The following is a 22,488-nucleotide window of genomic DNA, read 5'->3' on the forward strand; positions in this document are numbered from 1 at the left end:
TGGCACTCCCAGGGAGAGACATACGTTGTCCGAGCCAACCGACTTTCGCCGCGACCTCGACGGCAAGGTCGCCGTCGTCACCGGCGGTAGCCAAGGCCTGGGCGAGGCGATCGCTCGCGAATTCGCCGCGCGCGGCGCTGCCGGCCTCGTCCTGACCGGCCGCAACCGCGAGCGTGGCGAGGCGGTTGCCAGCAAGCTGAAGGCCTCAGGCTGCCACGCACTCTTCCACGCCGCCGATCTTGCCGATCTCGAAGCAGTCCGCGGGATCATCCCGGCCGCGGAGAAAGCTTTCGGGCGCCTCGACATCCTCGTCAACGCCGCCGGCGACACCGACCGCGGCACGATCTTCGATACGAGCCCGGAGCTCTATGCCCGGATCATGGCGGTCAACCTGACCGCGCCGTTCTTCCTGATCCAGGGCGCCGCGACCCTGATGCGCAGGCAGGATATCCGGGGTTCGATCGTCAACATCCAGTCGATGTCGGCCCATGGCGGCCAGCCCTTCCTGGCCGCCTACAGCGTCTCGAAGGGCGCGCTGGCGACGCTGACGAAGAACGCCGCCTATGGGCTGTTAGCCGACCGCATCCGCGTCAATGGCCTCAATATCGGCTGGATGGCGACGCCCGGCGAGGACGCGATCATGCGCCTGCGTCACGATGCGCAGGATGGCTGGCTGGAGCAGGCTGAGGCCGGCCGCCCCTTCGGCCGCCTGATCGACCCGCGCGAGGTCGCCAAGGCAGTCGCGTATCTGGCGTCGGCCGAATCGGGACTGATGACGGGCGCCAATATCGACTTCGACCAGACCATTCTCGGCGCGCACGACTGAGCCGCCGGAGCATTCTCGAACCGCAGGACCACGGACGTGATGAGATTTGGATTGCTGGGCGCCGGCCGCATCGGGCGCATTCACGGGCTCAACGTCGCGGCGCGTGCCGATGCGCAACTGGTTGCGCTCTCCGACGCGTCCGCCGAGGCAGCCGCCTCGCTCGCCCAGGCGTCCGGCGCCAGGGTCGCGAGCACGGAGGCGATCCTCGCCGATGGCGGCATCGACGCCGTGGTGATCTGCACGCCGACCGACACCCATGCCGACCTGATCGAGGCCGCCGTCACCGCCGGCAAGGCCGTGTTCTGCGAAAAGCCGGTCGATCTCGACGCCGGGCGCATCCGCCGCTGCCTCGAGGTCGTCTCGAAGTCCGGCAAGCCGCTGATGATCGGCTTCAACCGTCGCTTCGACCCCAACTTCGCGGCTCTGGAGGGCCGGCTGCGCGCCGGCGAGGCCGGCGCGATCGAGATCGTCAGCGTCATCTCGCGCGATCCTGGCCCGCCGCCGGTCGAGTACGTCAAGCGCTCCGGCGGCCTGTTCCGCGACATGATGATCCATGATTTCGACATGGCGCGCTTTCTCCTCGCCGAGGAGCCGGTCGAGGTCTTCGCGCTCGGCTCGGCTTTGGTCGATCCTGCGATCGGCCAGGCCGGCGACGTCGACACCGCCGCCGTGCTGATGCGCACCGGGAGCGGGCGCATCGCCCAGATCTCGAACTCGCGCCGCGCCACTTACGGCTACGACCAGCGCATCGAGGTCCACGGGTCCAAGGGCATGCTGCGCGCCGGCAACATCCACGAGACCACGGTCGAGATCGCGACCGGCGCCGGCTTCCGCGCCGACCCCGTGCAGAACTTCTTCCTGGAGCGCTATGCCGCAGCCTATCGCGCCGAGCTCGACGCCTTCGTCAGCGCCTGCCGCGACAAGCGCGCGCCCTCTCCCTCCGGCCTCGACGGCTTGAAGGCCCAGATTCTCGCCGACGCTGCGACAGAATCCCGTCGCACCGGCAAGCCGGTCGCCGTCTCGCTGGAATCGCTGGGATGACGCCAGCCGAACTCGACCTGCGCCAGTACGCCGTGCTCGGTCTCGTCGACGAGGCGAGCCGCCTGGCGCTCGACTATTTCGGCCGCAAGGACAGCCTCGGCATCAGCATGAAGGGCGCGCAGGATTGGCTCACTGTCGCCGACGGTGCGGTCGAGGTCTTCCTGCGCGAGCGCCTTGCCGTGCTCTTCCCGAGCGATGCGGTGATCGGCGAGGAAGGCGGCGGCGAAGCCGCCGATGCGGTCTGGATCATCGACCCGATCGACGGCACCTCGAACTTCGCCCGCGGCGATCGCACCTGGTGCATCTCGATCGGCCTGCTGCTCAACGGCATTCCCGAGATCGGCATCATCTCGGCCCCGGCGCTGGGCGAGGTCTATCTCGGCCGCCGCGGCCGTGGCGCGACCATGAACGGCGAGCCGATCAAGGTCTCCGGCACCGCCGACATCCGCCGCGCCTATCTCGAATTCGGCTGGTCGACCCGCATCCCCACCGAGGATTATCTCGCCACGGTCGGCCGCGGCTTCGCCGCCGGCGCCTCGGTCAAGCGCTCGGGTTCCGGCGCGCTCGGCCTCTGCCATGTCGCGATCGGCCGTACCGAAGCCTATGCCGAACTGCACATCAATGCCTGGGACGTCGCTGCCGGACTGGTGATCGCGACCGAGGCCGGCGCCGACGCCAACGACTTCTTCGCGGGCGATGCGATCAAGGCCGGCAACCCGGTGCTATGCTGCACCCCGGAGCTGACGGGCGAGCTGGAACGCATCACCGGAATAGTAAGCCGGCACAATAGCCGTTGATCTTTGCCGACGACCGGTCACTATCGACCCAACAAGAACAGACAGAACCAGATATCGGGAGGAAGACCATGCAGAAACACCACTGGCTTCGCGCCGGACTTTTCGCCGCCGCGGCGAGCGCGGCCTTCGCCGCCGCTCCGGCCCAGGCCCAGGGCTCGCTCGTCATGTATTGCGGCGTGCAGGAGGAATGGTGCCGCGCCATGAGCGGCGCCTTCGAGAAGGAGACCGGCATCAAGGTCGCGATGACCCGCAAGTCCGCCGGCGAGATCTACGCCCAGCTCAAGGCGGAATCGTCCAATCCGCGCGGCGACATCTGGTGGGGCGGCACCGGCGACCCGCATCTGCAGGCGGCCGAGGAAGGCCTGACCCAGGAATACGAATCGCCCGCCAACAAGGACCTGCACGAATGGGCGCTGGCCCAGTGGGAGGCCGCCAAGAAGCGTTCGGTCGGCATCTATGCCGGTGCTCTCGGCTTCGGCTACAACACCCAGCAGATCAAGGCCAAGGGCCTCAACGAGCCCAAATGCTGGGCCGACCTGCTCGATCCAAAGCTGAAGGACGACGTCCAGGTCGCAGACCCCAACTCCTCGGGCACCGCCTACAACCTGCTCGCCACGGTCGTGCAACTGATGGGCGAGGACAAGGGCTTCGACTATCTCAGGGCCCTGCACAAGAACATCAGCCAGTACACCAAGTCGGGCGCCGCCCCGGCCAAGGCGGCGAGCCTCGGCGAGACCGCCGTCGGCATCGTGTTCATCCATGACGCCGTCGTCTTCGCCGTGCAGGGCGACCCGATCAAGGCCGTCGCCCCCTGCGAGGGCACCGGCTACGAGATCGGCTCGATGTCGATCGTCAAGGGCGCGCGCAATCTCGACAACGCCAAGAAGTTCTACGATTGGGCCCTGACCCCGGCCGCCCAGGCGCTCGCCGCACCGGCCAAGTCCTATCAGGTGCCTTCAAACAAGAACGCGCCCGTTCCGGCCCAGGCTCCGAAGATGTCGGACATGAAGCTGATCAAGTACGACTTCGTCAAATACGGCTCCTCGGCCGAGCGGGTCCGGCTGCTGACCAAGTGGGACAAGGAGATCAAGGCGCTGCCGAAGTGATCGCGCAAGTGAGCGCACGCTGACCGCTGACATCTGAGACGAGAGGCGAGAGACGATGCGTCCCGCGACGAGGCTCGCGCTGCTGGCCGGCTGGCTCGGCTATGCGCTCATCCCTTGGTATCTGCCCGAGGGGATGAGCCTGTCCGGCTATCCGTTCGGCAAGTCCGGCACGGCGCTGGCGCTCGTGCTCTCGGGGGCTGCGCCCTGGCTCCTGCCCATCGGCATCGCCCTTCTCCTCGCGAGCCTGCTCAGCCTCCGGCAGGAAAATGCCGGCACCGGCAAGCTCCTGGCCTGGATCGGCTTTGCCGGCCTCGCAGTCTTCTTCGCCCAGGGCTTCGCTGTCACGCTCAAGGACCAGGGCATGCCGGCGCTGGCCGCCCTGCTCGGCGGGGCTGGCGCATCGCAACCCGGCATGGGCTTCGGCGCGCTCGTCACGCTTGTCTCGCTGCTCCTGCTGCTCTGCCACGGCCTTGCCTATCGCGGCCTGTGCCGTGGCGACCTCTTCACCACATCCTCGATCGGCATCGTCATCATGCTGATCGTCACCTTCATCTTCCTGCCGGTCGCAGTGATCCTGCGCAGCGCTTTGGTCGATTCCAGCGGCGCCATCGTCCTCGGCGAGTTCGTCGAGCGCCTGTTCTCTTCGACGATCTGGGGGCTGGGCTGCCTGTCCGCCAACACCAATTGCGGCGTCGCCTGGAACACGCTGATCCTGGCGGTGCTGACCGGGCTGATCACCACCTTGCTCGGGCTCGCCTGCGCCCTTCTGATCCTGCGCACCGGCATGCCCGGCAAGCGGGCCATGCGCCTGCTCACAGTGCTGCCGATCATCACGCCGCCTTTCGTCATCGGCCTGGCGCTGATCCTGCTCTTCGGCCGCTCCGGCCTGTTCTCGACATTCCTGTTCGACTGGTTCGGCATTCCGCGCTCGCGCTGGATCTACGGCCTGCCCGGCGTGCTGCTCGCCCAGGTCCTCGCCTTCGCCCCGATCGCCTTCCTGGTGCTGATCGGCGTCGTGCAGGGCATTGCGCCGAGCCTGGAAGAGGCCTCGCAGACGCTCGGCGCCAAGCGCTGGACCACCTTCCGCACCGTGACCTGGCCCCTGCTGCGACCGGGCCTTGCCAACGCCTTCCTGCTCGGCTTCGTCGAGAGCATGGCCGACTTCGGCAATCCGCTGGTGCTCGGCGGCAATTTCGAGGTGCTCTCGACCAAGATCTTCTTCGCCGTTGTCGGCGCCGCACATAACCAGGGCCAGGCGGCGGTGCTCGCCATCGTCCTGCTCGGCTTCACGCTCGCCGCCTTCTGGGCGCAGCAATACTGGCTCGGCGGCAAGTCCTACACCACCGTCACCGGCAAGGGCGATTCCGGCCTGCCGACGCCATTGCCGCGCCGGATCACCTGGATTTCGGCCCTCGTGATCGGGCCCTGGGTGGCGCTGACCGCTGTCATCTACGTCGTCATCCTGATGGGCGGCTTCGTCAAGACGATGGGGCGCGACCACACCCCGACGCTGCAGCACTACATCACCGGCTTCTCGATCGACTTCAGCCGCGGGCTCTATTTCGACGGCTCGGCCTGGCCGTCCTTCTTCACCACGCTGAAGCTCGCGGCGATCTCGGCGCCGCTGACCGCGATCATCGGCCTGCTCACCGCCTATCTCCTGACGCGCCAGCGCTTTGCCGGACGTGGCGCGCTCGAATTTGCGACCATGCTGAGCTTCGCCATTCCCGGCACCGTGCTCGGCGTCGCCTATATCCTCGCCTTCAACGTGCCGCCGGTCGAGATCACGGGCACCGGGTTGATCCTGGTCATCGCCTTCGTCTTCCGCAACATGCCGGTCGGCGTGCGCTCCGGCATCGCCGGGCTGTCGCAGATCGACAAGAGCCTCGACGAGGCTTCGGCGACGCTGTCGGCCCGCAGCTTCACGACGCTCTGGCGGGTGGTGCTGCCGCTGCTGCGCCCGGCCCTCGTCGCCGCGCTGATCTACAGCTTCGTGCGCAGCATGACGACGGTGAGCGCCGTGATCTTCCTGGTCTCGGCCGAGTACAATCTCGCCACCGCCTATATCGTCGGCCGCGTCGAAGCCGGCGAGTTCGGCCTCGCCATCGCCTATTCCTCGGTGCTGATCATGGTGATGGCGCTCGGCATCAGCCTGATCCAGCTCGGCGTCGGCGAGCGCAAGCTCGGCCGGCGCAGCACCCCGCCCGCCCTCGCCTCCTCCGCGGCCGAGCCGATCAAGTAAGGATACCTTGCAGCCATGCCCAAGGCCGGCCCCGCCTCAGTCGCGTTCCGCAATGTCAGCATGCGCTACGGCGCGGTGACGGCGGTCGACAATGTCAGCTTCTCGATCGAGGCCGGCAAGCTCGTCACGCTGCTCGGCCCCTCCGGCTGCGGTAAGACAACGACGCTGCGCATGATCGCTGGGCTGGAGATCGCCAGCGAGGGCCAGATCCTGATCGGCGACAAGGACGTCACCCGGCTCTCCGCCGCCGATCGCGACGTCAGCATGGTCTTCCAGTCCTATGCGCTCTTCCCGCATATGAACGTGCTCGAGAATGCCGCCTACGGCCCCACCGTGAAGGGCCTGCCCAAGGCCAAGGCGCAGGAGATGGCGCTGGAGAAGCTGGCGCTGGTCGGCCTCAAGGGCTTCGAGAAGCGTTTTCCCTCGGAGCTCTCGGGCGGTCAGCAGCAGCGCGTCGCCGTGGCCCGCGCCCTCGTGCTGGAGCCACAGGTCCTGCTATTCGACGAACCGCTCTCAAATCTCGATGCCAAATTGCGCCGGCGCGTGCGCGAGGAGATTCGCGAACTGCAGCAGACGCTCAACCTCACCGTCGCCTATGTCACACACGATCAGGAGGAGGCGCTCGCCGTCTCGGACCGCATCATCGTGATGTCGAATTCCCGCATCGCCCAGGAAGGCACGCCGCGCCAGCTCTATGAGGAACCCGCCGACGCCTTCGTGGCCGACTTCATCGGCGACGCCAACATGGTCGACGTCACCGTGAAATCAGTCGCCGACGGGCGGGCTGCCGTCGCGATCGGTCCGGCGAACGTCTCATTGGCAGCGCGCGGCCTGCAGCCGGGCCCCGCGAAGGCAGCCATCCGGCCGCAGAGCCTGCTGGTTTCGCGCCATGAAAGCCAGGGCACACTGCCGGGCAGCGTCCGCAAATGCGCTTATCTCGGCAACCATCTCGACCTGATGATCGAGACCGCGGTCGGGGAACTCTTCGTCATCAGCCACGATGTCGACGACATGCTGCTGCCGGGCACGCCTGTCTGGCTCTCCTTCGCCAGCTCGGGCGTGATCCTGGTGCCCTGAGTGTCTACTCAACCGCCGATGTTGAAGGAATAGCTCGCGCCGATGCCGACCGAGAACTGGTTGCGCTGCCCCAGCCTGTCGACCAGCGGCGAGTTGCCGGCGTCCCCGACCAGCCGGTCGTAGCGGGTGAACAGCGTGGTCGAGAAGCTCGGCGACCACGCATATTCCAGCGACGAGGCGAGACCGACCGATTTGGCGCCGGCACCGGGCTTGTAGGCGGAAATCGTGCCGTTGAGCGCAGCCTCTCCCGGCAGCACGCCGAAATTCCGGCGCATATAGGAAGCGCTGCCGAGCGAGGCACGCGGACCGACGGCGAAGGTGAAGGCGCCGAAGCGCTCGACCCAGTCGGCCGAGAAATCGGCGACCACGCCATGATGCCCGTTGAAGCCCTGGCGGACTTCGACACGGGTGCGCAACCGCTCGGGGATGACCCAGTACTCGGCAAAGACGCCGGCCTCGATCGCCCAGGGCACGTCGCGCATGCCGAGCAGCCGGATATTAGAGCCTGAGTAACGACCGGAGCGATAGGCGCCGACCACGCCGACATCGAAGCGATCGGTGTCGTAGATGGCGTAGTCCAAGCTGTCGTCGGGGGCGCTGAACCCGGCCGGCTCCCCGGCGCGGCGCCAGGAAAGCGACGGCATGAAAGACGGCCCGGCGGAATTTGCTCCGTCATATTTCGGGCCGACCTGGAACGAGCCGCCCAGCGTCACGATCCAGCCCTTGGCCGGAGTCGGATCGGTCAGGATCTTCTTGGTGTCGTCATCGTCGTCGTCGTCATCGTCGTTCGCGCGCACCACCCCGTTGGAGAGGACGAGCAGCGCGGCGATCCCGGCCAGGACGGCGACGTGCCGGCGCCGGCCGCGGGCTGGACGTTCGTGACGTACGAGAGCAAGCATGGAGAGGGTCGTCCCATGGGTCGTCAGTCCGCGATCGCGCGGCCCAGCCTAATACCGAGTTTCTTAATGCGGTGCCAAAGGCTTCTTTCCGCTATGCCTAGCAATTTCGCAGCCCTGACCTGCACGCCGTCGCTGCGCCTGAGCGCCTCGAGGATGAAATCGCGCTCGATCCGCTCGAGTTCGGCGTCGAGATCGCGCGGCAAGCTGTCGCGATCGCCCCGGCGCGCGGCGTTGAACAGATCCTGCGGCAGATCGCCAGCATCGATCGTCGGCGCCTTGGCTACGATCACCGCCCTTTCGATGCAGTTGTGCAGCTCGCGGATGTTTCCCGGCCAGTCATAGGCGGTCATGGCAGCCAGGGCGGCCGGCGAGAAGCCGCTCGCTCGCTTGCCCATCGCTTCAGCCAGCTCGGCCAGGAAATGCGTGGCCAGCAGCGGGACGTCGTCGGCGCGGTCCCGCAGCGGCGGCAGCACGATCGGGAAGACGTTGAGCCGGTAGAACAGGTCCTCGCGGAAGCTGCCCTTGTCGACGGCCTGGCGCATATCCTTGTGCGTCGCCGCGACCAGCCTGACATCGACCGTCTGGGTCCGGGTCGCGCCGACCGGCTCGAAGCTGCGCTCCTGGATTACCCGCAGCAGCTTGGCCTGGATCGGGAGCGGCATATCGCCGATCTCGTCGAGGAAGAGCGTGCCGCCATCGGCCGCGGCGAAGCGCCCGGTACGGTTGGCGAGCGCCCCGGTGAAGGCACCCTTCACATGGCCGAAGAGCTCGCTCTCCAGCAGGGGTTCGGGGATCGCCGCGCAATTGACCGCGACGAAGGGCTTGTCGCGTCGCGGGCTGTTGAAGTGGATCGCCTTGGCGACCAGCTCCTTGCCGGTGCCGCTCTCACCGTTGAGCAGCACGGTTGCCTTCGTCTCGCAGACCTCAGTGACCTGCTCGATCACGCGGCGGAATGAGGCGCTGTTGCCGACCAGGGTGTCGAAGCTGTAGCGACCTTCGAGCTCGCTGCGCAGCCTTTCATTGTCGCGCACCACATCGGCGAGGCGCAGTGCCCGCCTGATCGTGGCCGAAACGTCGTCAATCTCGAAGGGCTTGGCGATGTAGTCGAACGCACCTTCCTTGACGAGGTCGACCGCGTCGCGCACCGCTGCAAAGGCCGTGATGATGATGACCGGCACCTCGGGCCAGCGGCTGCGAACCTCCCGCAACAGCTCGCGTCCGTCCATCACCGGCAGCCTGAGATCGGTCAGCACCAGGTCGAAGCGCGCCTGTTCGAGCTCGCCAAGTGCAGCACGCGCGCTGTGGACGGCCGTGGCGCGGAAGCCGAGATCCTCCAGCGCTGCCGCCAGCACGTCGGCGAGCCGCACCTCGTCGTCGACTACCAGGATGGAATGGCTCATGCCGGTGCTCCCGGTTTCGCCCGCGGCAGGGCGATGGTGAAGGCTGCGCCCCGCCCCGGTTCGCAGACGCAGGTGGCGCTGCCGCCATGGGCCTCCGCCACGGTCTGCACCTTTGCGAGCCCGAGCCCTGAGCCCTTGGCCTTGGTGGTGAAGAACGGGTTGAAGATCTCCGGCCGGATCGCATCCGGCACGCCGGCGCCCTCGTCGCTGATCGTCAGCGAGACCCCCTCCCCGGTGGCGCGCACGCTGGCCTGGATCGTGCCGCCCTCGGGCATCGCGTCGATCGCGTTGAGGACGAGGTTGAGACAGGCCTGGTAGAGCTGATCGGGGTCGCCGAGGACGGTCGCCCCGCCGCTCGTATCCTCGACGGTCAGCTTAATCTTCCGGCGAGAGAACTCGGGCGCCGCGATCGCCGCGACGCGATCGATCACTGCACGCAAGGGGATCTCGATCTTCACCGGCGGCTTGGGCTGCGCGAAATCGAGGAAGTCGCGGACCAGCGTCTCGATGCGGCGCACCTCGTCGATGACGTAGCCCAGCATCTTCTCTTCGGCATTACCGAGCTTGGCGCGGTTGCGGACGACCTCCGTCGAGGTCTTGATGATCCCGAGCGGGTTGCGCACCTCATGGGCGATCACCATTGCCGCCTGCCCGAGCGCCGAGAGCCGGTCCTTTCGCCTGAGCTCGGCCTCGAGCTCCTGCAGCTTGCCGAGCTGCTCGGCCATGCCGTTGAAGCCGGTGGCGAGCTCGACGATCTCGCGCCCGCCGCCCGCCGAGACGCGCTGGCCGAAATCCCCGGCCGCGATCGCGCGCACGCCATGGGTCAAAGCGCGCAGCGGCCGCACCAGCAGGTCCGAGGTCAGGATACCGACGACGATCGAGATCGCGCTGCCGAGCAGGAAGATGCCGAGGAACAGGCTCTCGCGGCCGAGCTGCTCGAAGAAGCCCGCCTCGCTGCGCATGCCGATGAAGCTGATCGCCGCGAGCTGGCCGTCGATGCCGCGCAGTCCCGCATAGACGGCGCGATAGGCGCCGCCATCGGCATCGGGATCGAAGATCCCGTCCTCTCCGGCCTCCAATCTCGCCCGTATGGCCGCAGGTATGACGGCCGTGCGGTCGGAATGCGTCTGCATGATCAGTTCGGGCTTGCCGTCGAACAGGGCGAAGAAGCGGATCTCCAGCGCCGTCACCACCTTGATGCCACCGAAGGAGCTTTCGTCGAGCCAGGTCCCGACCAGGAGGTTGGCCGGCTGGCCGCCGATCTGCACGGCCTGGACGGAGCCTGCCATGATCCAGCGCTTGCCGTCGGTCTCGATGCGGAACAGGCCGAGGCTGGTCTCGGTCGGCAACGGGGTGAGGCTGCTGAAATCTCGCGTCTTGAACAGCACTTCGCCGCCCGGGCGATAGATCGCGATCAGGTCGTAGCCGACCGAGTTCAGCACCGCGAACTCGCGCTCGACGGTCTTCTGCATCTTCTGGTCGCTGCTCGATTGCTCGAGCCGGTGACCGATCACGCCGGCGACCCGCTGCGCCTCCTGCGTCGCCTCGGCAATCTCGAGCGCGAAGAAGCGCGAGGTATCGCCAAGCCATTGCTCGACATTGTCCTCGAAGGCATCTGAGATCAGCCTGGCGGCGATGAAGGCGGAGGCCAGCATCGCCGGCACGCTGACCAGCATGAAGCCGATCACCAGCCTGAACCTGAGCGATGCCATCCGCGTCGACATGCCGGATCTCGTTTCCCTCACCTCCGGCCGCCGGCCACCGTCATGGCTGCCGCGACCAGGTGTCGTCGTCGCAGATCAGACCGCCGAGTACGCAGCCGCGCATGACGAGGCTCCCGGAGGAAGCCAGTTCGAGCGTCGTGCGATAGGTCTTGCCATCGGCGGGATTATAGCCCTCGCCCTCGAGGCCGCCTTTCGCAGCCGGCTTGAAGCCAGACAGCACCTGGATTCCCATCAGCGAGCGCTTCCGCAGCCCCTCATTGGGATTGTAGATGTCGAAGCGCTCCTCTTTCAGCCAGACGATCTTGCCGCACAGTGCCGGGCCGCAGCGGCTGATCGCGATCTCGGATTCCCCGTCGGAATCGCGCCAGCGCCCGACGATGTCGGTCATCGGATCGGCCAGGGCCGGCAGTGCCGCCATCCACGCAGTCGCAACCAGCACGATCAGGCCGAGTCCAAGGCCAGCTCCACGTTTCATTCGTCCCCTCCGAGCAGGAACACGCCCGCGATGATCAGCGCGATTCCGCCTGCACGAACCAGGTCGATATGTTCGTCGAAGGTGAACCAGGCGAACAGCGGAACTGTGACATAGACCAATCCCGTCATCGGGAAGGCGCGGCTGAGCGGCATGTCGCGCAGGATGACCATCCAGACGACGAAGACGCCGATATAGCCGAGCGTCGCCAGCCAGACGCCCGGCAGCGACACCGCCTTCGCCATCATGGCGAGGCCGAAGTCCATGTCGCCGAGCCCGTCAGCGCCCCATTTGAAGGCGAGCTGGGTACCGGTGTCGAGCACGATGAAGGCGAGCCAGATCGCCAGCTGACGGCCCCATGCATTGCTTGCCGGTGGCGAGCTGCTGCTCATGCGGCCTTCTTTCGGGCGATTGCGGCGAGATCGGGGTCGAAGCGCTCGAAGCCGAGCCAGGGGCTCAAGGACCGCAGCGCCCATTGCAGCGGCGCGAGCCGGTGCCGGACATGCAGGGTCGAGGGCACCAGCCGGCTGCCGAAGCGCAGCTTCGAGGCATAGGCGGTCTGGCCGCTCTGGAGCTTTCCGATGCCGCGCTCCAGACAGAAGCGGACATTCGCCATCCAGCTCACGGCGTAGAGATTGTGCTCGCGGGCCAGCGGGTAGCGCATGCCCAGGAACTTGTCGATCACCCGGTCGGGCTCGACCAGCAGCAGGTTGAAGGCGGCGAGCTCCTCGCCGATCCAGTAGAGCACGAACACCGCCCGCTCGCCGAGCGCACGCGAAACCGCGCCGAAATAGCCGGGCGGCAGCACTTCGAGATCGCCATAATCCAGCCCACTCTGGGCTCGCGTCGCCTCATAGAGCGCGTCGATCGTCGGCTCCAGCCCGGTGATGTCGGTATGGAAGGCGATGCGGACCTCGCTCGCCTTGGCGAGCTTGCGCCTGATGTCCTTGCGCGTCGCCGCGGAGAGCGAAGCGAGATAGGCGGCTTCATCCTTGAAGGGCAGGTCGAGCAGCGCGATCGGCAGGCTGCCGAGCCGGGCGAAGCCGGCCTGCTTCAGGGCGCCGCCGAAGCCCTCTTCTTCGACCGGTGCCAGATCCTTCCAGACCACGAGATGCGCCTTCTCCTCGGCGGCCTGCCGCTCCAGCGTGGCGGCGAGCTCCTGGAAGGCGGCGGCACGACCTGCCGCATCGAGCTTCGGCGAGAAGCCGAGATGGCAGCGCTCGGCATAGGGCGAGCCGACGCAGAGCACCTTCAGCGTGACCAGTCCCGGCACATGGCGGAACAGGGCGTCGCCGAAGCTCCTGAGCTTGCCCTGCAGCGGCGTGTCGAGCCGATAGTTCAGCCGGAAGAACGGCACCACCGCGACGATCTCGCCGTCGGATCCCGCACAGGCGGCCGCCATGCGCAGGCCGACACCGGCCTGCGCGGCGACCGCGTCGCAGGCCGTGTAATAGGCATGGCATTCGGCCTCGCCGGGCAGGCAGCCGTCCCAGGCGGCAGCGGAGACATCCGCGATGCCGGCCAGGATATGGCCTTCGGGCGCGCTCATTCGGCTGCCACGACACGCAGCGGCGTCACCGGGCGGTGGGCCTTGGCAAGCCGCGCAGCCAGCGCCAGCGAGCGCTCGATCACGATGTCATGCTGCTGGTCGATGGTGACGAGGTGATAGCTGTCGTCGAGGATCCCCGCATCGACCAGCCCGCCGAGCTTGCGCTGGATCTCGAAGGCGTTCCTGAGGTCGGCGATATCGTCTTCGCGCGGATGGACCAGCAGGGCCGGGCATTTGACCTGCGGGAGCTCGCGGCGAGTGACCGCGATCAGGTCCCACATCTGCTTCAGCGCGCCGGACGGCGTGCCGAGCAGGCCGGCGGTCGAGCTATCGCCGCTCGTCAGCGAGGAGACCACGAGGGCCCGGGAGCGCGTGTCCTTCAGCCCATAGGGCTCGCGCTCGACGAAGCTGTAGCGCCGCCCGAACGGCGTGTTGATGAACCATTTCAGCAGGAAGGCATAGCGCGGGATCGACCAGCCATCATACCAGAGTGTCGGTGCGTAGAGCGCGAGCCCATCGACCTCTTTCGGGCGCTGGGCGGCCACATGCATCGCCAGCACCGCGCCCATGGATAGGCCGCCGACGATGACCGTGTCGCAGATCTCGCGCATGCGCTCGAGCTCGTCAAAGACGCTCTGCGTCCAGTCGCGCCAGTCGGTGGCGAGGATCTCCGCCTCCCCGGCGCAATGCCCGGCGAGTTGCGGGCAGTGCACGGTATGGCCGGCCCGGTGCAGCGCACGGGCGACGAAGCGCAGCTCGACCGGGGTGCCGCCGAGGCCGTGGATGAGCAGGAAGCCGGTGCGGTCCCCGGCGAGGCGGACACTGAAATCGCGCTTGGTCATCGGAACATGTCCGTCAGGCTGTTCTGGCGACGATGATAACGCCGCAAGTGATCAGGAAGGAGCCGAGCCATTGCCGCCGGCCGACGCGCTCACCGAGGAAGACGGCGCTGGCCAGGGTGATGGCGAGGAAATTGGCGCTCGCGATCGGGAAGGCGATCGAAAGCGGCACTTCGGCGAGAATGCGCAGCCAGATGAAGAACTCGGCGACATAGGTCGCGAGCCCAGCAGTGATCCAGCCGCAGCGCGCCACTGCCGCCGCCGTGGCCCGGAAATCGGCGCCCTGCGGCAGCCGGTCGGCGCCGATCTTGAAGAAGATCTGGCCGGCGACGTCGCAGATGATCGACGCCACGAACCAGAGGATGATCGTCGTGTTCATGACAGCACCCGCTGGAAGCAGTCGATCAGGCTCGCATTGATGCGGGCATTGACGGAGAGTTGCTCGGGCGTCGGCCTGAAGCGCGGCGGATGGTCGAAATAGGCGAGCGTCGCACGCAAAGGGTCGCTGAAGCGCGGCTCCGACCAGTCGCCGCAGACATCGGCACCGACGATCCGGCGCTCGCTTGCCAGCCGCTCCACAGCCGCCAGCAGATGGCGCAACGGCAATTCGCCCTGGTCCCAGTTGGTGCAGGCGTCGCCCGGCCCGAGCACGTCCTTGTCGATCGTCAGCCAGACCGACGAGGTCGGGATCGCCGTGATCAGCTCGTCGAGGAAATCCGACCAGTCCTCGTCGGCGAGGTTGCGCCAATGCAGATGGCCGCTCTCCTGGCGGAAGCTCGCGGTCTTGCCATAGCGTCCCCACACCCGCGAGGGCTCGTGCCGCCAGGGATAGAGCGCGATCCGCCCCTCGGCCACGGCCCGCAGGTTTGCGAACTGCCATTCGGGACGCACGAGATCGTCGCTGCACGGGCCGATCGTCACGACCTTGTGGACTTGTGGCAGCTCCAGCGCCCGGTTGACCCAGGCGCCGCAATTCACCGTGGCGGGGAAGCTGACCCAGTCGGGATGGTTGTCGAAGTGCACGACCGTGACTGGCTCCTCGACACGGCCCAGCAGCACCGAGGTGACGTGATGGAAATCACCCGAGCCGTAGAAGAAGACGGGCACGCCCTTTCCCTCGCCGTCACATTGACCAAGGCGTTGCAGCAGCTCGACCTTGGCCCGGCGGCTCGCGACGATGCGCATGGCGCCGGCGAGGTCGGCGGCGTCGATGCACGCGGCCGTGCCGGCGTCGATGCGCCGGCGCAGCGGCTCCTGGGCCGCCACGCTACCGTCGAGGTCGATCACGCGCAGGCGCAAGGCCCGTCTCCGCGGCTCAGGCGCCGGCGACGCGGGCGAAGAGCTGGTCGAGCAGCTCGATCGCGAGGTCGATCTCGGCATAGCTCATGGTCAATGCCGGGGCGAGGGTGATGACGTTCTTGTAGTAGCCGCCGATATCGAGCACGAGACCGTAGCGCTTGCCGCCGACCTCGAGGTCGGCCTTCATGCCCTCGTCGCACATCAGGTCGACCAGCCGCTTCGACGGGGTGAAGCTGTCATGCGGCTCGCAGATCTCGATCCGCAGCGCCATGCCGAGACCGTCGACCTCGCCGACGATTCTGTGGCGGCGCTTCAGCCCCTGCAGCCCGTCGAGGAAATACTTGCCCTTGGCCATGACCATGCTCTCGTAGTCCTCTTCCTCCATCATCTTCATCGCTTCCAGCGCGACGGCGGTGCCGAGCGGGTTGGCGTTGAAGGTGGAGTGGGTCGAGCCCGGCGGGAACACGGTCGGGTTGATCAGCTCTTCCTTGGCCCAGATGCCGGAGAGCGGGTTCAGCCCGTTGGTCACCGCCTTGCCGAAGACGATCACGTCCGGTTGCACGCCGAAATGCTCGATCGACCAGAGCTTGCCGGTCCGGTAGAAGCCCATCTGGATCTCGTCGACCACCAGCAGGATGCCGTGCTGGTCGAGCAGCTTCTTGAGCTCGATGAAGAAGTTCGGCGGCGGGATGACGTAGCCGCCGGTGCCCTGCAACGGCTCGACATAGAACGCCGCGTACTCGGCCTCGCCGACCTTGGGATCCCAGACACCGTTGTATTCGCTCTCGAACAGCCGGGCGAATTGCTGCACGCAGTGATGCCCGTACTCCTCCTTGCTCATCCCCTTGGGGCCGCGGAAATGGTAGGGGAACGGGATGAAATGCGCGCGCTCGCCGAAATGGCCGAAGCGGCGGCGATAGCGATAGGACGAGGTGATCGCCGAGGCGCCGAGCGTGCGGCCGTGATAGCCGCCCTCGAAGGCGAACATCAGGCTCTTGCCCTTCTTGGCATTGCGCACGAGCTTCAGTGAATCCTCGACCGCCTGGGCGCCGCCGACATTGAAATGGACGCGCCCCTTGGCGTCGAACTTGCGCTGCGCATCCTGCGCGATCATCGCCGCGAGCTCGATCTTCTCGCGGTGCAGATATTGGCTCGCCACCTGCGGCAGCGTATCGATCTGGCGCTTCAGCGCAGTGTTCAGGCGCGGATTGGCGTAGCCGAAATTGACGGCCGAGTACCACATCTGCAAGTCGAGGAAGCGGTTGCCCGCCGCATCGAGCATGAACGAGCCCTCGCAGCCCGAGAAGATCTTCGGGAACTGCGTGTAGTGGACGGTGTCGCCATGCGAGCAGTACTGCGCCTCAAGCGCGAGAAGGCGGGCTTCCTCATCGGCCAGCGTCGCTGCCGGCGCGGAGGAAATATCGACCTGCTCGGCGCGGTCGAGCAGGGTGAAGCCGTCATCCATTGATCATGTCCTTGCGTGCAGGGGCCGCCGGTTCGCTCGTGGTTTCCGACAGCAGGGTTTCGAGGAGGCCGACGGCCTCCGAGAATGTGTTGAACGGGCGGTGGCCGATGCCGTTCTCGCGGCAATGCGCGATCAGGCTCTTCTTGGCGAAGACGAGGTCGGCCTGGCCGGCGACGCAGAAATCCGAGCGACCATCGCCGACCAAAAGGGTCAGCGGCCGGGAAAGGCTGCTGGCGACGCGGCACTTGCAGGTGCCGCTGGCGCAGCCGCCTGAGGGGTCGGCATGCGGCGAGGTCAGCCGCCAGCGATCGCCGGGCAACTGCTCGATATGGTTGGCGACGACGGTCAGGCCGCTGAGGCCGGCACGGCCCAAAAGCGCATGGATCGTGCGGTCGAGCCCGTCAGAGACCACCGTCACCGGAATCCCGGCGCGCTGGCACAGCCGCACGAAGGCAGCGAAGCCCCAGTCGATCGCCAGCGAGGAGACGAAGGTGTCGAACACGTCGGGCGAGGCATGCAGCAGCGCGACCTGGCGCTGCATGCATTCGCGCGAGCCGATCTTGCCGGCGACCCAGTCCGCCTCGATCTCTTCCCAGCCCGGCTCCGCGAAACGCTGCAGCACACGGTCGGTCGTATCCTCGCGTGAGATGGTCCCGTCGAAATCGACGATTGCCTGCCAATTCATGCCTGCTGCGCTCCAGCCAGTCCGCGCGCCGCCTCAGCAACCCTCGTGCCACACACCAAGCCCTTGAAATATCGAGAAGAAGAGAGCCGCAGTTCTGGGTCGCGGCCTGCGCCTTTTGAAGGAGGCTCCATTTTTTGGAGCCTCGCATCCAGTCTATAAGCGGTGAGCTTGCCTGAGGATTGCGTCTCATACGGCGGGCAGAGCAGGTCGCAGGACCACAGCCTCTCGCGAAAGACGCCCCGCATCTAGGGTCCCGCAGGACCGATCTCGCCTCCCCGCGCGAACGATTCGAACCGCCTGAGATCCATCGCCGACACAAACGGTCTTGACTCACTGTCAAGCCGGCGTAATGTTCCTTTTATTGAAACTTAAGTTCCATTTTATGGAACTTCTTCGGAAGCGATCCGGATGTCCATTCTGACGGCAGCCGCAGACGTGCTTCGTTGCTTCTCCAGCACGCGTCACGACGTGACCGTGACCGATCTCGTGACTCTCCTGGGCATGCCAAAGAGCAACGCCTCGCGCCTGCTCAGGGCGATGCGCGACGAGGGGCTTCTCGAGACGGTCGGCGACAGCAAGCGCTATCGCCCGGCGCTGCTGCTCGCCCAGATCGGCCAGCTCTATCGCTTCGCCGCTTCGCTGATCGATCGCGCCGACGCCGTGGTCGGACGCGTCTCCGATGAGATCGGCCACACCGGCTATATCAGCGTGCGCCGCGGCACCGAGATCATCGGCGTCACCGCCCATCCCGGCCGGCATGCGCTCAGGGTCGTCACGTCGATCGGCGACCGCATCCCCGCCTTCGCCTCCAGCACCGGCCGCGCTCTGCTCGCCAGGCTCCCCGACGCCGAGGTCCGCGCGCTCTACCCTGAGGGCTTCGTCGCGCCGTCCGAGACCGCGCCTCGCGACATGGACGAGCTTTTGGCGCGGCTGGCCGAGACCCGCCGCAACGGCTTTGCCGAGTCCCATGACGAGGCGGTGCGCGGCGTGCGCGCCATCTCGGTCGGCCTCGGCGATCCCGCCACCGGCGACGAGGTCGCGCTCTGCATCTCCTTCCCGGCTGCGACGGTCGAGCCGAGTGAGCGCCTTTCCATCATCCGTTCCCTGGCCGAAGGGGCCGCCGAGATCGCGGCCCTGACCCAGGACAAGCGCTTCTTCCCCTTGAACCTCTCATCTTCGGAGACCGCTCCATGAGCAATCGCTGGCGCATCGGCTTCGACATCGGCGGTACCTTCACCGACTTCATCCTCTATGACGGTGAGAAGCGCTCGGTCCTTCTGCACAAGCGCCTGACCACTCCGCACGATCCGTCCGAGGCAGCGCTGATCGGCCTTGGGGAACTCGTCGAGATGGCCGGGATCACGCTCGCCGATGTCGGCGACATCGTCCACGGCACGACGCTCGTCACCAACGCCGTGATCGAGCGCAAGGGCTCCAGGCTCGGCCTGATCACCACGAAGGGCTTCCGCGACATCCTCGAAATGGGGACCGAGCAGCGCTACGACATCTACGATCTCTTCCTGACCTTCCCCGATCCGCTGGTCTCGCGCGAGCATCGCCTCGAAGTGCCCGAGCGCATGGACCGCGACGGCAAGGTCGTGACCGCGCTCGACGCCGAAGCGGTGCGCAAGGCCGCCCGCGAGCTCGCCGCCGCCGGCTGCGAGGCGATCGCGATCTGCTTCCTCAACAGCTACCGCAACCCCGCCCATGAGCAGGAAGCGGGGCGCATCGTGCGAGAGACCTGCCCGGAACTCACGGTCTCGCTGTCGAGCGAGGTCGTCGCCGAGATCTGGGAATACCAGCGCTTCGTCACCACCGCCGCCAACGCCTATGTCCAGCCGCTGATGCGGCGCTATCTCGAGCGGCTTGAGCGCGAGCTTGCCGCCCGCTCCTTCACCGGCGCGCTCCGGCTGATGCATTCGGCCGGCGGCCTGGTCTCGCCCGAGACGGCCCGCACCTTCCCGATCCGCCTGCTCGAGAGCGGTCCGGCCGGCGGCGGCCTCGCCACGGCCCTGTTCGGCGAGCTCGCCGGCCACAAGGACGTGATCTCCTTCGACATGGGCGGCACCACCGCCAAGGCCTGCATGATCGAGGACGGCCGCGCCGAGATCGCGCCGATGCTGGAAGCCGGCCGCGTCAACCGCTTCGCCAAGGGCTCTGGCCTGCCGATCAAGGCGCCGGTGATCGACATGATCGAGATCGGTGCCGGCGGCGGCTCGATCGCGGCGATCGACGAGGTCGGCCTGCTCAAGGTCGGCCCGCATTCGGCCGGCTCCGATCCCGGCCCGGCCTGCTATGGCATGGGCGGCACGAAGCCGACCGTGACCGACGCCAATCTCGTGCTCGGCTACTACGATCCCGGCTTCTTCCTCGGCGGGCGCATGGCGCTCGATCTCGACGCAGCGCGCAAGGCCGTCGCCACCGTCGCCGAGCCGCTCGGCCTCTCGATCGAGGAAGCCGCCTGGGGCATCCACAAGGTCGTGGTCGAGAGCATGGGCGCCGCCGCCCGCGTCCATCTCGTCGAGAAGGGCAAGGACCCCCGCCATTACGCCATGGTCGGTTTCGGCGGCGCCGGCCCCGCCCATGCCGTCGATGTCGCCCGCGTGCTCGGCGTCAGGCAGGTCATCATACCGCCGGCTTCCGGCGCGGCCTCGGCGCTCGGCTTCCTCGCCGCGCCGCTCTCCTTCGACATGGTGCGCTCGCTGCCGGTCGAGTTCTCCGAAGGCTTCGACGCCGCCGCGGTCAACCGCGTGCTGACCGATCTGGAGGAAGAAGGCCGCAAGCACCTGATCGAGGCCGGCGTGAAGCCCGGCGACGTCACGGTCGAACGCTCGGCCGATATGCGCCTCGTCGGCCAGATGCACGACATTGCCGTACCGCTGCCGTCAGGTGCGATCGACGCCTCCAGCCTGGAGGCGATCCGCGCCGCCTTCAGCAAGGCCTACTCGGCCCGCTACACCTCGGTCTATGAGGGCGCCCGTCTGGAAGCGATCAACTTCCGCGTCCGCTGCGCCGGCCCGGTGCCGACGCTCTCGCTCTCCGGCGCTGCCGGCGGCGGCGACGCCACGAACAAGGTCAAGGGCAGCCGCCGTGCCTGGTTCGAGGGCGGCTGGAGCGAGGCGGAGGTCTATGACCGCTACGCCCTGCGCTCCGGAGACACGATCAAGGGCCCGGCGATCATCGAGGAGCGCGAGGCGACCACGATCGTGCCGCCCGGCGACAGCGTCACGATCGACGAGGTCCTGAACCTGATTATCCATGTCGGCCAGGCCAATGCGGCCGAGACCACGATCACCGCCGACATGCCCCTCGCCGAGGCCGCGCGCCGCATCGAGGCCGATCCGATCTCGCTGGAGATCATGTGGAGCCGCATGATCAACGTCGTCGAGGAGATGTGGCTGACCGTCTGCCGCACCGCCTTCTCGCTGGTGATCTCGGAAGCCCAGGACTTCGCCTGCGAACTGCTCGACCCCGAAGGCGAGACGCTGGCGCACAGCCCACGCGCCATGCCGGTCTTCAACCTGACGCTGCCGCGCGCGGTCAAGGCGCTGCTGGAGCGCTATCCGGCGCAGACGCTGAAGCCCGGCGACGTGCTGATCACCAATGATCCCTGGCTCTGCGCCGGTCATCTCTTCGACATCGCCATCGTCACCCCGGTCTTCCTGGGGAACCGCGTCGTCGGCCTGATGGGCACCGTTGGCCATGTCTCCGACATCGGCGGCACCAAGGATTCGTTGCGCGCCCGCGAGATCTACGAGGAAGGCTTCCAGATCCCGCCGATGAAGCTCTACGAGGCCGGCAGGATCAACGAGACGCTGGTCCGCCTGCTCGCCGAGAACGTGCGCAATTCCGAGCAGGTGCTCGGCGACCTGCACTCCTTCGTCGCCGCCAACGCCATCGGCGCCGAGCGGCTGCAGTCCTTCCTCACCGGCTACGGCATGCAGGACCTGCGCGCCCTCGCCCATGTCGTGCAGAGCCGCTCCGAGAAGGCGATGCGCGACGCGATCCGGGCGCTGCCGGACGGCACCTATCATGGCACCGTTTCGAACAATCCGCTCGGCACGCCGATGACCTATCCGCTGGCGCTGACGGTGAAGGACGACACCATCCATCTCGACTTTGCCGGCGCGCCGCCACAGCTGCCGCAGGGCGGGCTGAACTGCACGCTCAACTACACGATGGCGCACGCCACCTACCCGCTGAAGTGCATGCTGACGCCGTCGGTGCGCGGCAATGCCGGCTGCTATCGCGCCTTCTCGATCGATGCGCCCAAGGGCTCGATCCTGAACTGCGACAAGCCGCTGGCGGTCAACCTGCGCACCCGCACCGGCTGGTACCTGGCGCCGAACATTTTCCGCGCCCTGTCGCAGGCGGCGCCCAAGCAGGTGCAGGCCTTCACCGGCCTGCCGGTGGCGGCGAGCGTCTATGGCCGCGACCAGGCCGGCGACACCTATTCCGACATGCTCTTCGTCGGCGGCGGCCAGGGCGGCTCGGCCCATGGCGACGGCAAGTCCGGCCTGCTCTACCCGACCTCGGCGGCCAACACCTCGATCGAGACCTTCGAATCGCGGGTGCCGGTGCTGGTGGTCGAGAAGACCTATCTGACCGACTCCGGCGGCGCTGGCCGCCAGCGCGGCGGCCTCGGCCAGCGCGTGCGCCTGCGCAAGCTCTCCGATGACGGCCTGCCGACCCTGGTCTCGCTCTATCCGGAAGGGGTCAACAACCCGATCCCGGGCCTGTTCGAGGGTAAGGCCGGCGGCGGCGCCTCCGGCCGGATCATCGACGAGCTGGGCCATGTGCTGAAGGACGTCGGCACCGGCGAGCTCGTCCAGGTCAGGCAGCCGCACGAGATCGTCGAACTCGTGCTCGCCGGCGGCGCCGGCTACGGCCCGGCTTCCGAGCGCTCCCGCGAGGCGATCGCCCGCGACATCGCGCTCGGCCTCGTCTCACCGGAAGCGGCCAGGCGCGATTACGGCATGCATGCCGCCCATGCCTCCCAGGATGTCGGCGAAGCCAAGACCGGCATCCTTGTTGCCTGACCGATCAAGCGAAAGACGCCCGCTGAGG

Annotated in this window: 19 protein-coding genes; 8 read left to right on the forward strand and 11 right to left on the reverse strand. The window is 67.2% G+C overall.

The window, feature by feature from the left end:
* Positions 1 to 25: 25 nt before the first annotated feature.
* From CXY91_RS22995 to CXY91_RS23020, 6 genes are all read left to right on the forward strand, one after another.
* Positions 26 to 826, forward strand: coding sequence for an SDR family oxidoreductase (locus CXY91_RS22995; RefSeq protein ID WP_248307610.1), 801 nt, complete (start codon positions 26 to 28; stop codon positions 824 to 826).
* Between the two features lie 36 nt (positions 827 to 862).
* Positions 863 to 1,867, forward strand: coding sequence for an inositol 2-dehydrogenase (gene iolG, locus CXY91_RS23000; RefSeq protein ID WP_100963657.1), 1,005 nt, complete (start codon positions 863 to 865; stop codon positions 1,865 to 1,867).
* Positions 1,864 to 2,664, forward strand: a complete 801-nt coding sequence (locus tag CXY91_RS23005) for an inositol monophosphatase family protein (RefSeq protein ID WP_100963659.1) — start codon at positions 1,864 to 1,866, stop codon at positions 2,662 to 2,664. Before iolG ends, CXY91_RS23005 begins: the two co-directional genes overlap by 4 nt.
* A 68-nt stretch (positions 2,665 to 2,732) precedes the next feature.
* Positions 2,733 to 3,770 carry an ABC transporter substrate-binding protein gene (locus CXY91_RS23010; protein WP_091836615.1) on the forward strand — a complete coding sequence of 346 codons (1,038 nt, stop codon included), beginning with the start codon at positions 2,733 to 2,735 and terminating at the stop codon, positions 3,768 to 3,770.
* Between the two features lie 55 nt (positions 3,771 to 3,825).
* A complete protein-coding gene (locus CXY91_RS23015) occupies positions 3,826 to 6,012 on the forward strand; it encodes an ABC transporter permease (protein WP_100963661.1) in 2,187 nt (728 codons plus the stop codon).
* A 15-nt stretch (positions 6,013 to 6,027) separates the two neighbouring features.
* On the forward strand, positions 6,028 to 7,089 hold the full coding sequence (locus CXY91_RS23020; protein ID WP_091836620.1) for an ABC transporter ATP-binding protein: 1,062 nt from the start codon (positions 6,028 to 6,030) through the stop codon (positions 7,087 to 7,089).
* Between the two features lie 8 nt (positions 7,090 to 7,097).
* Here CXY91_RS23020 and CXY91_RS23025 read toward each other — a convergent pair whose 3' ends face one another.
* Genes CXY91_RS23025 through CXY91_RS23075 form a run of 11 tightly spaced genes read right to left on the reverse strand, consistent with a single transcriptional unit; the run spans position 7,098 to position 17,421 of the window.
* Complete coding sequence (locus CXY91_RS23025; protein WP_100963663.1) at positions 7,098 to 7,988, reverse strand: MipA/OmpV family protein; 891 nt, start codon at positions 7,986 to 7,988, stop codon at positions 7,098 to 7,100.
* A gap of 23 nt (positions 7,989 to 8,011) precedes the next feature.
* The gene (locus tag CXY91_RS23030) at positions 8,012 to 9,388 is read right to left on the reverse strand and encodes a sigma-54-dependent transcriptional regulator (protein ID WP_100963665.1); all 1,377 of its coding nucleotides are present in this window, start codon (positions 9,386 to 9,388) and stop codon (positions 8,012 to 8,014) included.
* Positions 9,385 to 11,112 carry a sensor histidine kinase gene (locus CXY91_RS23035; protein WP_100963667.1) on the reverse strand — a complete coding sequence of 576 codons (1,728 nt, stop codon included), beginning with the start codon at positions 11,110 to 11,112 and terminating at the stop codon, positions 9,385 to 9,387. Before CXY91_RS23035 ends, CXY91_RS23030 begins: the two co-directional genes overlap by 4 nt.
* 40 nt (positions 11,113 to 11,152) lie before the next feature.
* Complete coding sequence (locus CXY91_RS23040) at positions 11,153 to 11,587, reverse strand: DUF2147 domain-containing protein (RefSeq protein WP_100963669.1); 435 nt, start codon at positions 11,585 to 11,587, stop codon at positions 11,153 to 11,155.
* Complete coding sequence (locus CXY91_RS23045; protein WP_100963671.1) at positions 11,584 to 11,976, reverse strand: DMT family transporter; 393 nt, start codon at positions 11,974 to 11,976, stop codon at positions 11,584 to 11,586. Before CXY91_RS23045 ends, CXY91_RS23040 begins: the two co-directional genes overlap by 4 nt.
* Complete coding sequence (locus tag CXY91_RS23050) at positions 11,973 to 13,133, reverse strand: GNAT family N-acetyltransferase (RefSeq protein ID WP_100963673.1); 1,161 nt, start codon at positions 13,131 to 13,133, stop codon at positions 11,973 to 11,975. The genes CXY91_RS23045 and CXY91_RS23050 overlap by 4 nt, the downstream gene beginning before the upstream one ends.
* The gene (locus tag CXY91_RS23055; RefSeq protein WP_100963675.1) at positions 13,130 to 13,975 is read right to left on the reverse strand and encodes an alpha/beta hydrolase; all 846 of its coding nucleotides are present in this window, start codon (positions 13,973 to 13,975) and stop codon (positions 13,130 to 13,132) included. Before CXY91_RS23055 ends, CXY91_RS23050 begins: the two co-directional genes overlap by 4 nt.
* Positions 13,976 to 13,988: 13 nt before the next feature.
* On the reverse strand, positions 13,989 to 14,351 hold the full coding sequence (locus tag CXY91_RS23060) for an EamA family transporter (RefSeq protein ID WP_100963677.1): 363 nt from the start codon (positions 14,349 to 14,351) through the stop codon (positions 13,989 to 13,991).
* Positions 14,348 to 15,271: an arginase family protein gene (locus tag CXY91_RS23065; RefSeq protein ID WP_100963679.1), complete on the reverse strand. Its 924-nt coding sequence runs from the start codon at positions 15,269 to 15,271 to the stop codon at positions 14,348 to 14,350. Before CXY91_RS23065 ends, CXY91_RS23060 begins: the two co-directional genes overlap by 4 nt.
* 16 nt (positions 15,272 to 15,287) lie before the next feature.
* Entirely contained in the window at positions 15,288 to 16,736 is a 1,449-nt protein-coding gene (locus CXY91_RS23070) for an aspartate aminotransferase family protein (RefSeq protein WP_100963681.1), read from the reverse strand.
* Positions 16,729 to 17,421, reverse strand: coding sequence for an MtnX-like HAD-IB family phosphatase (locus CXY91_RS23075; protein WP_100963683.1), 693 nt, complete (start codon positions 17,419 to 17,421; stop codon positions 16,729 to 16,731). The genes CXY91_RS23070 and CXY91_RS23075 overlap by 8 nt, the downstream gene beginning before the upstream one ends.
* Before the next feature lie 408 nt (positions 17,422 to 17,829).
* Here CXY91_RS23075 and CXY91_RS23080 point away from each other — a divergent pair, with 408 nt between their 5' ends.
* Both CXY91_RS23080 and CXY91_RS23085 read left to right on the forward strand, forming a co-directional pair.
* The gene (locus tag CXY91_RS23080; RefSeq protein ID WP_091836648.1) at positions 17,830 to 18,615 is read left to right on the forward strand and encodes an IclR family transcriptional regulator; all 786 of its coding nucleotides are present in this window, start codon (positions 17,830 to 17,832) and stop codon (positions 18,613 to 18,615) included.
* Positions 18,612 to 22,460, forward strand: coding sequence for a hydantoinase B/oxoprolinase family protein (locus CXY91_RS23085; protein ID WP_100963685.1), 3,849 nt, complete (start codon positions 18,612 to 18,614; stop codon positions 22,458 to 22,460). Before CXY91_RS23080 ends, CXY91_RS23085 begins: the two co-directional genes overlap by 4 nt.
* Positions 22,461 to 22,488 lie beyond the last annotated feature (28 nt).

The sequence above is a fragment of the Allobosea sp. FBZP-16 genome (genome assembly GCF_002831785.1).
Taxonomy (GTDB): Bacteria; Pseudomonadota; Alphaproteobacteria; order Rhizobiales; family Beijerinckiaceae; genus Allobosea; species Allobosea lupini.

Excerpts from the sequence above, each read along its gene's own strand:
- CXY91_RS23005 (WP_100963659.1), top strand. The coding sequence starts at position 1,864 with ATGACGCCAGCCGAACTCGACCTGCGCCAGTACGCCGTGCTCGGTCTC.
- CXY91_RS23010 (WP_091836615.1), top strand. The coding sequence starts at position 2,733 with ATGCAGAAACACCACTGGCTTCGCGCCGGACTTTTCGCCGCCGCGGCG.
- CXY91_RS23015 (WP_100963661.1), top strand. The coding sequence starts at position 3,826 with ATGCGTCCCGCGACGAGGCTCGCGCTGCTGGCCGGCTGGCTCGGCTAT.
- CXY91_RS23020 (WP_091836620.1), top strand. The coding sequence starts at position 6,028 with ATGCCCAAGGCCGGCCCCGCCTCAGTCGCGTTCCGCAATGTCAGCATG.
- CXY91_RS23025 (WP_100963663.1), bottom strand. The coding sequence starts at position 7,988 with ATGCTTGCTCTCGTACGTCACGAACGTCCAGCCCGCGGCCGGCGCCGG.
- CXY91_RS23030 (WP_100963665.1), bottom strand. The coding sequence starts at position 9,388 with ATGAGCCATTCCATCCTGGTAGTCGACGACGAGGTGCGGCTCGCCGAC.
- CXY91_RS23035 (WP_100963667.1), bottom strand. The coding sequence starts at position 11,112 with ATGTCGACGCGGATGGCATCGCTCAGGTTCAGGCTGGTGATCGGCTTC.
- CXY91_RS23040 (WP_100963669.1), bottom strand. The coding sequence starts at position 11,587 with ATGAAACGTGGAGCTGGCCTTGGACTCGGCCTGATCGTGCTGGTTGCG.
- CXY91_RS23045 (WP_100963671.1), bottom strand. The coding sequence starts at position 11,976 with ATGAGCAGCAGCTCGCCACCGGCAAGCAATGCATGGGGCCGTCAGCTG.
- CXY91_RS23050 (WP_100963673.1), bottom strand. The coding sequence starts at position 13,133 with ATGAGCGCGCCCGAAGGCCATATCCTGGCCGGCATCGCGGATGTCTCC.
- CXY91_RS23055 (WP_100963675.1), bottom strand. The coding sequence starts at position 13,975 with ATGACCAAGCGCGATTTCAGTGTCCGCCTCGCCGGGGACCGCACCGGC.
- CXY91_RS23060 (WP_100963677.1), bottom strand. The coding sequence starts at position 14,351 with ATGAACACGACGATCATCCTCTGGTTCGTGGCGTCGATCATCTGCGAC.
- CXY91_RS23070 (WP_100963681.1), bottom strand. The coding sequence starts at position 16,736 with ATGGATGACGGCTTCACCCTGCTCGACCGCGCCGAGCAGGTCGATATT.
- CXY91_RS23075 (WP_100963683.1), bottom strand. The coding sequence starts at position 17,421 with ATGAATTGGCAGGCAATCGTCGATTTCGACGGGACCATCTCACGCGAG.
- CXY91_RS23080 (WP_091836648.1), top strand. The coding sequence starts at position 17,830 with ATGTCCATTCTGACGGCAGCCGCAGACGTGCTTCGTTGCTTCTCCAGC.
- CXY91_RS23085 (WP_100963685.1), top strand. The coding sequence starts at position 18,612 with ATGAGCAATCGCTGGCGCATCGGCTTCGACATCGGCGGTACCTTCACC.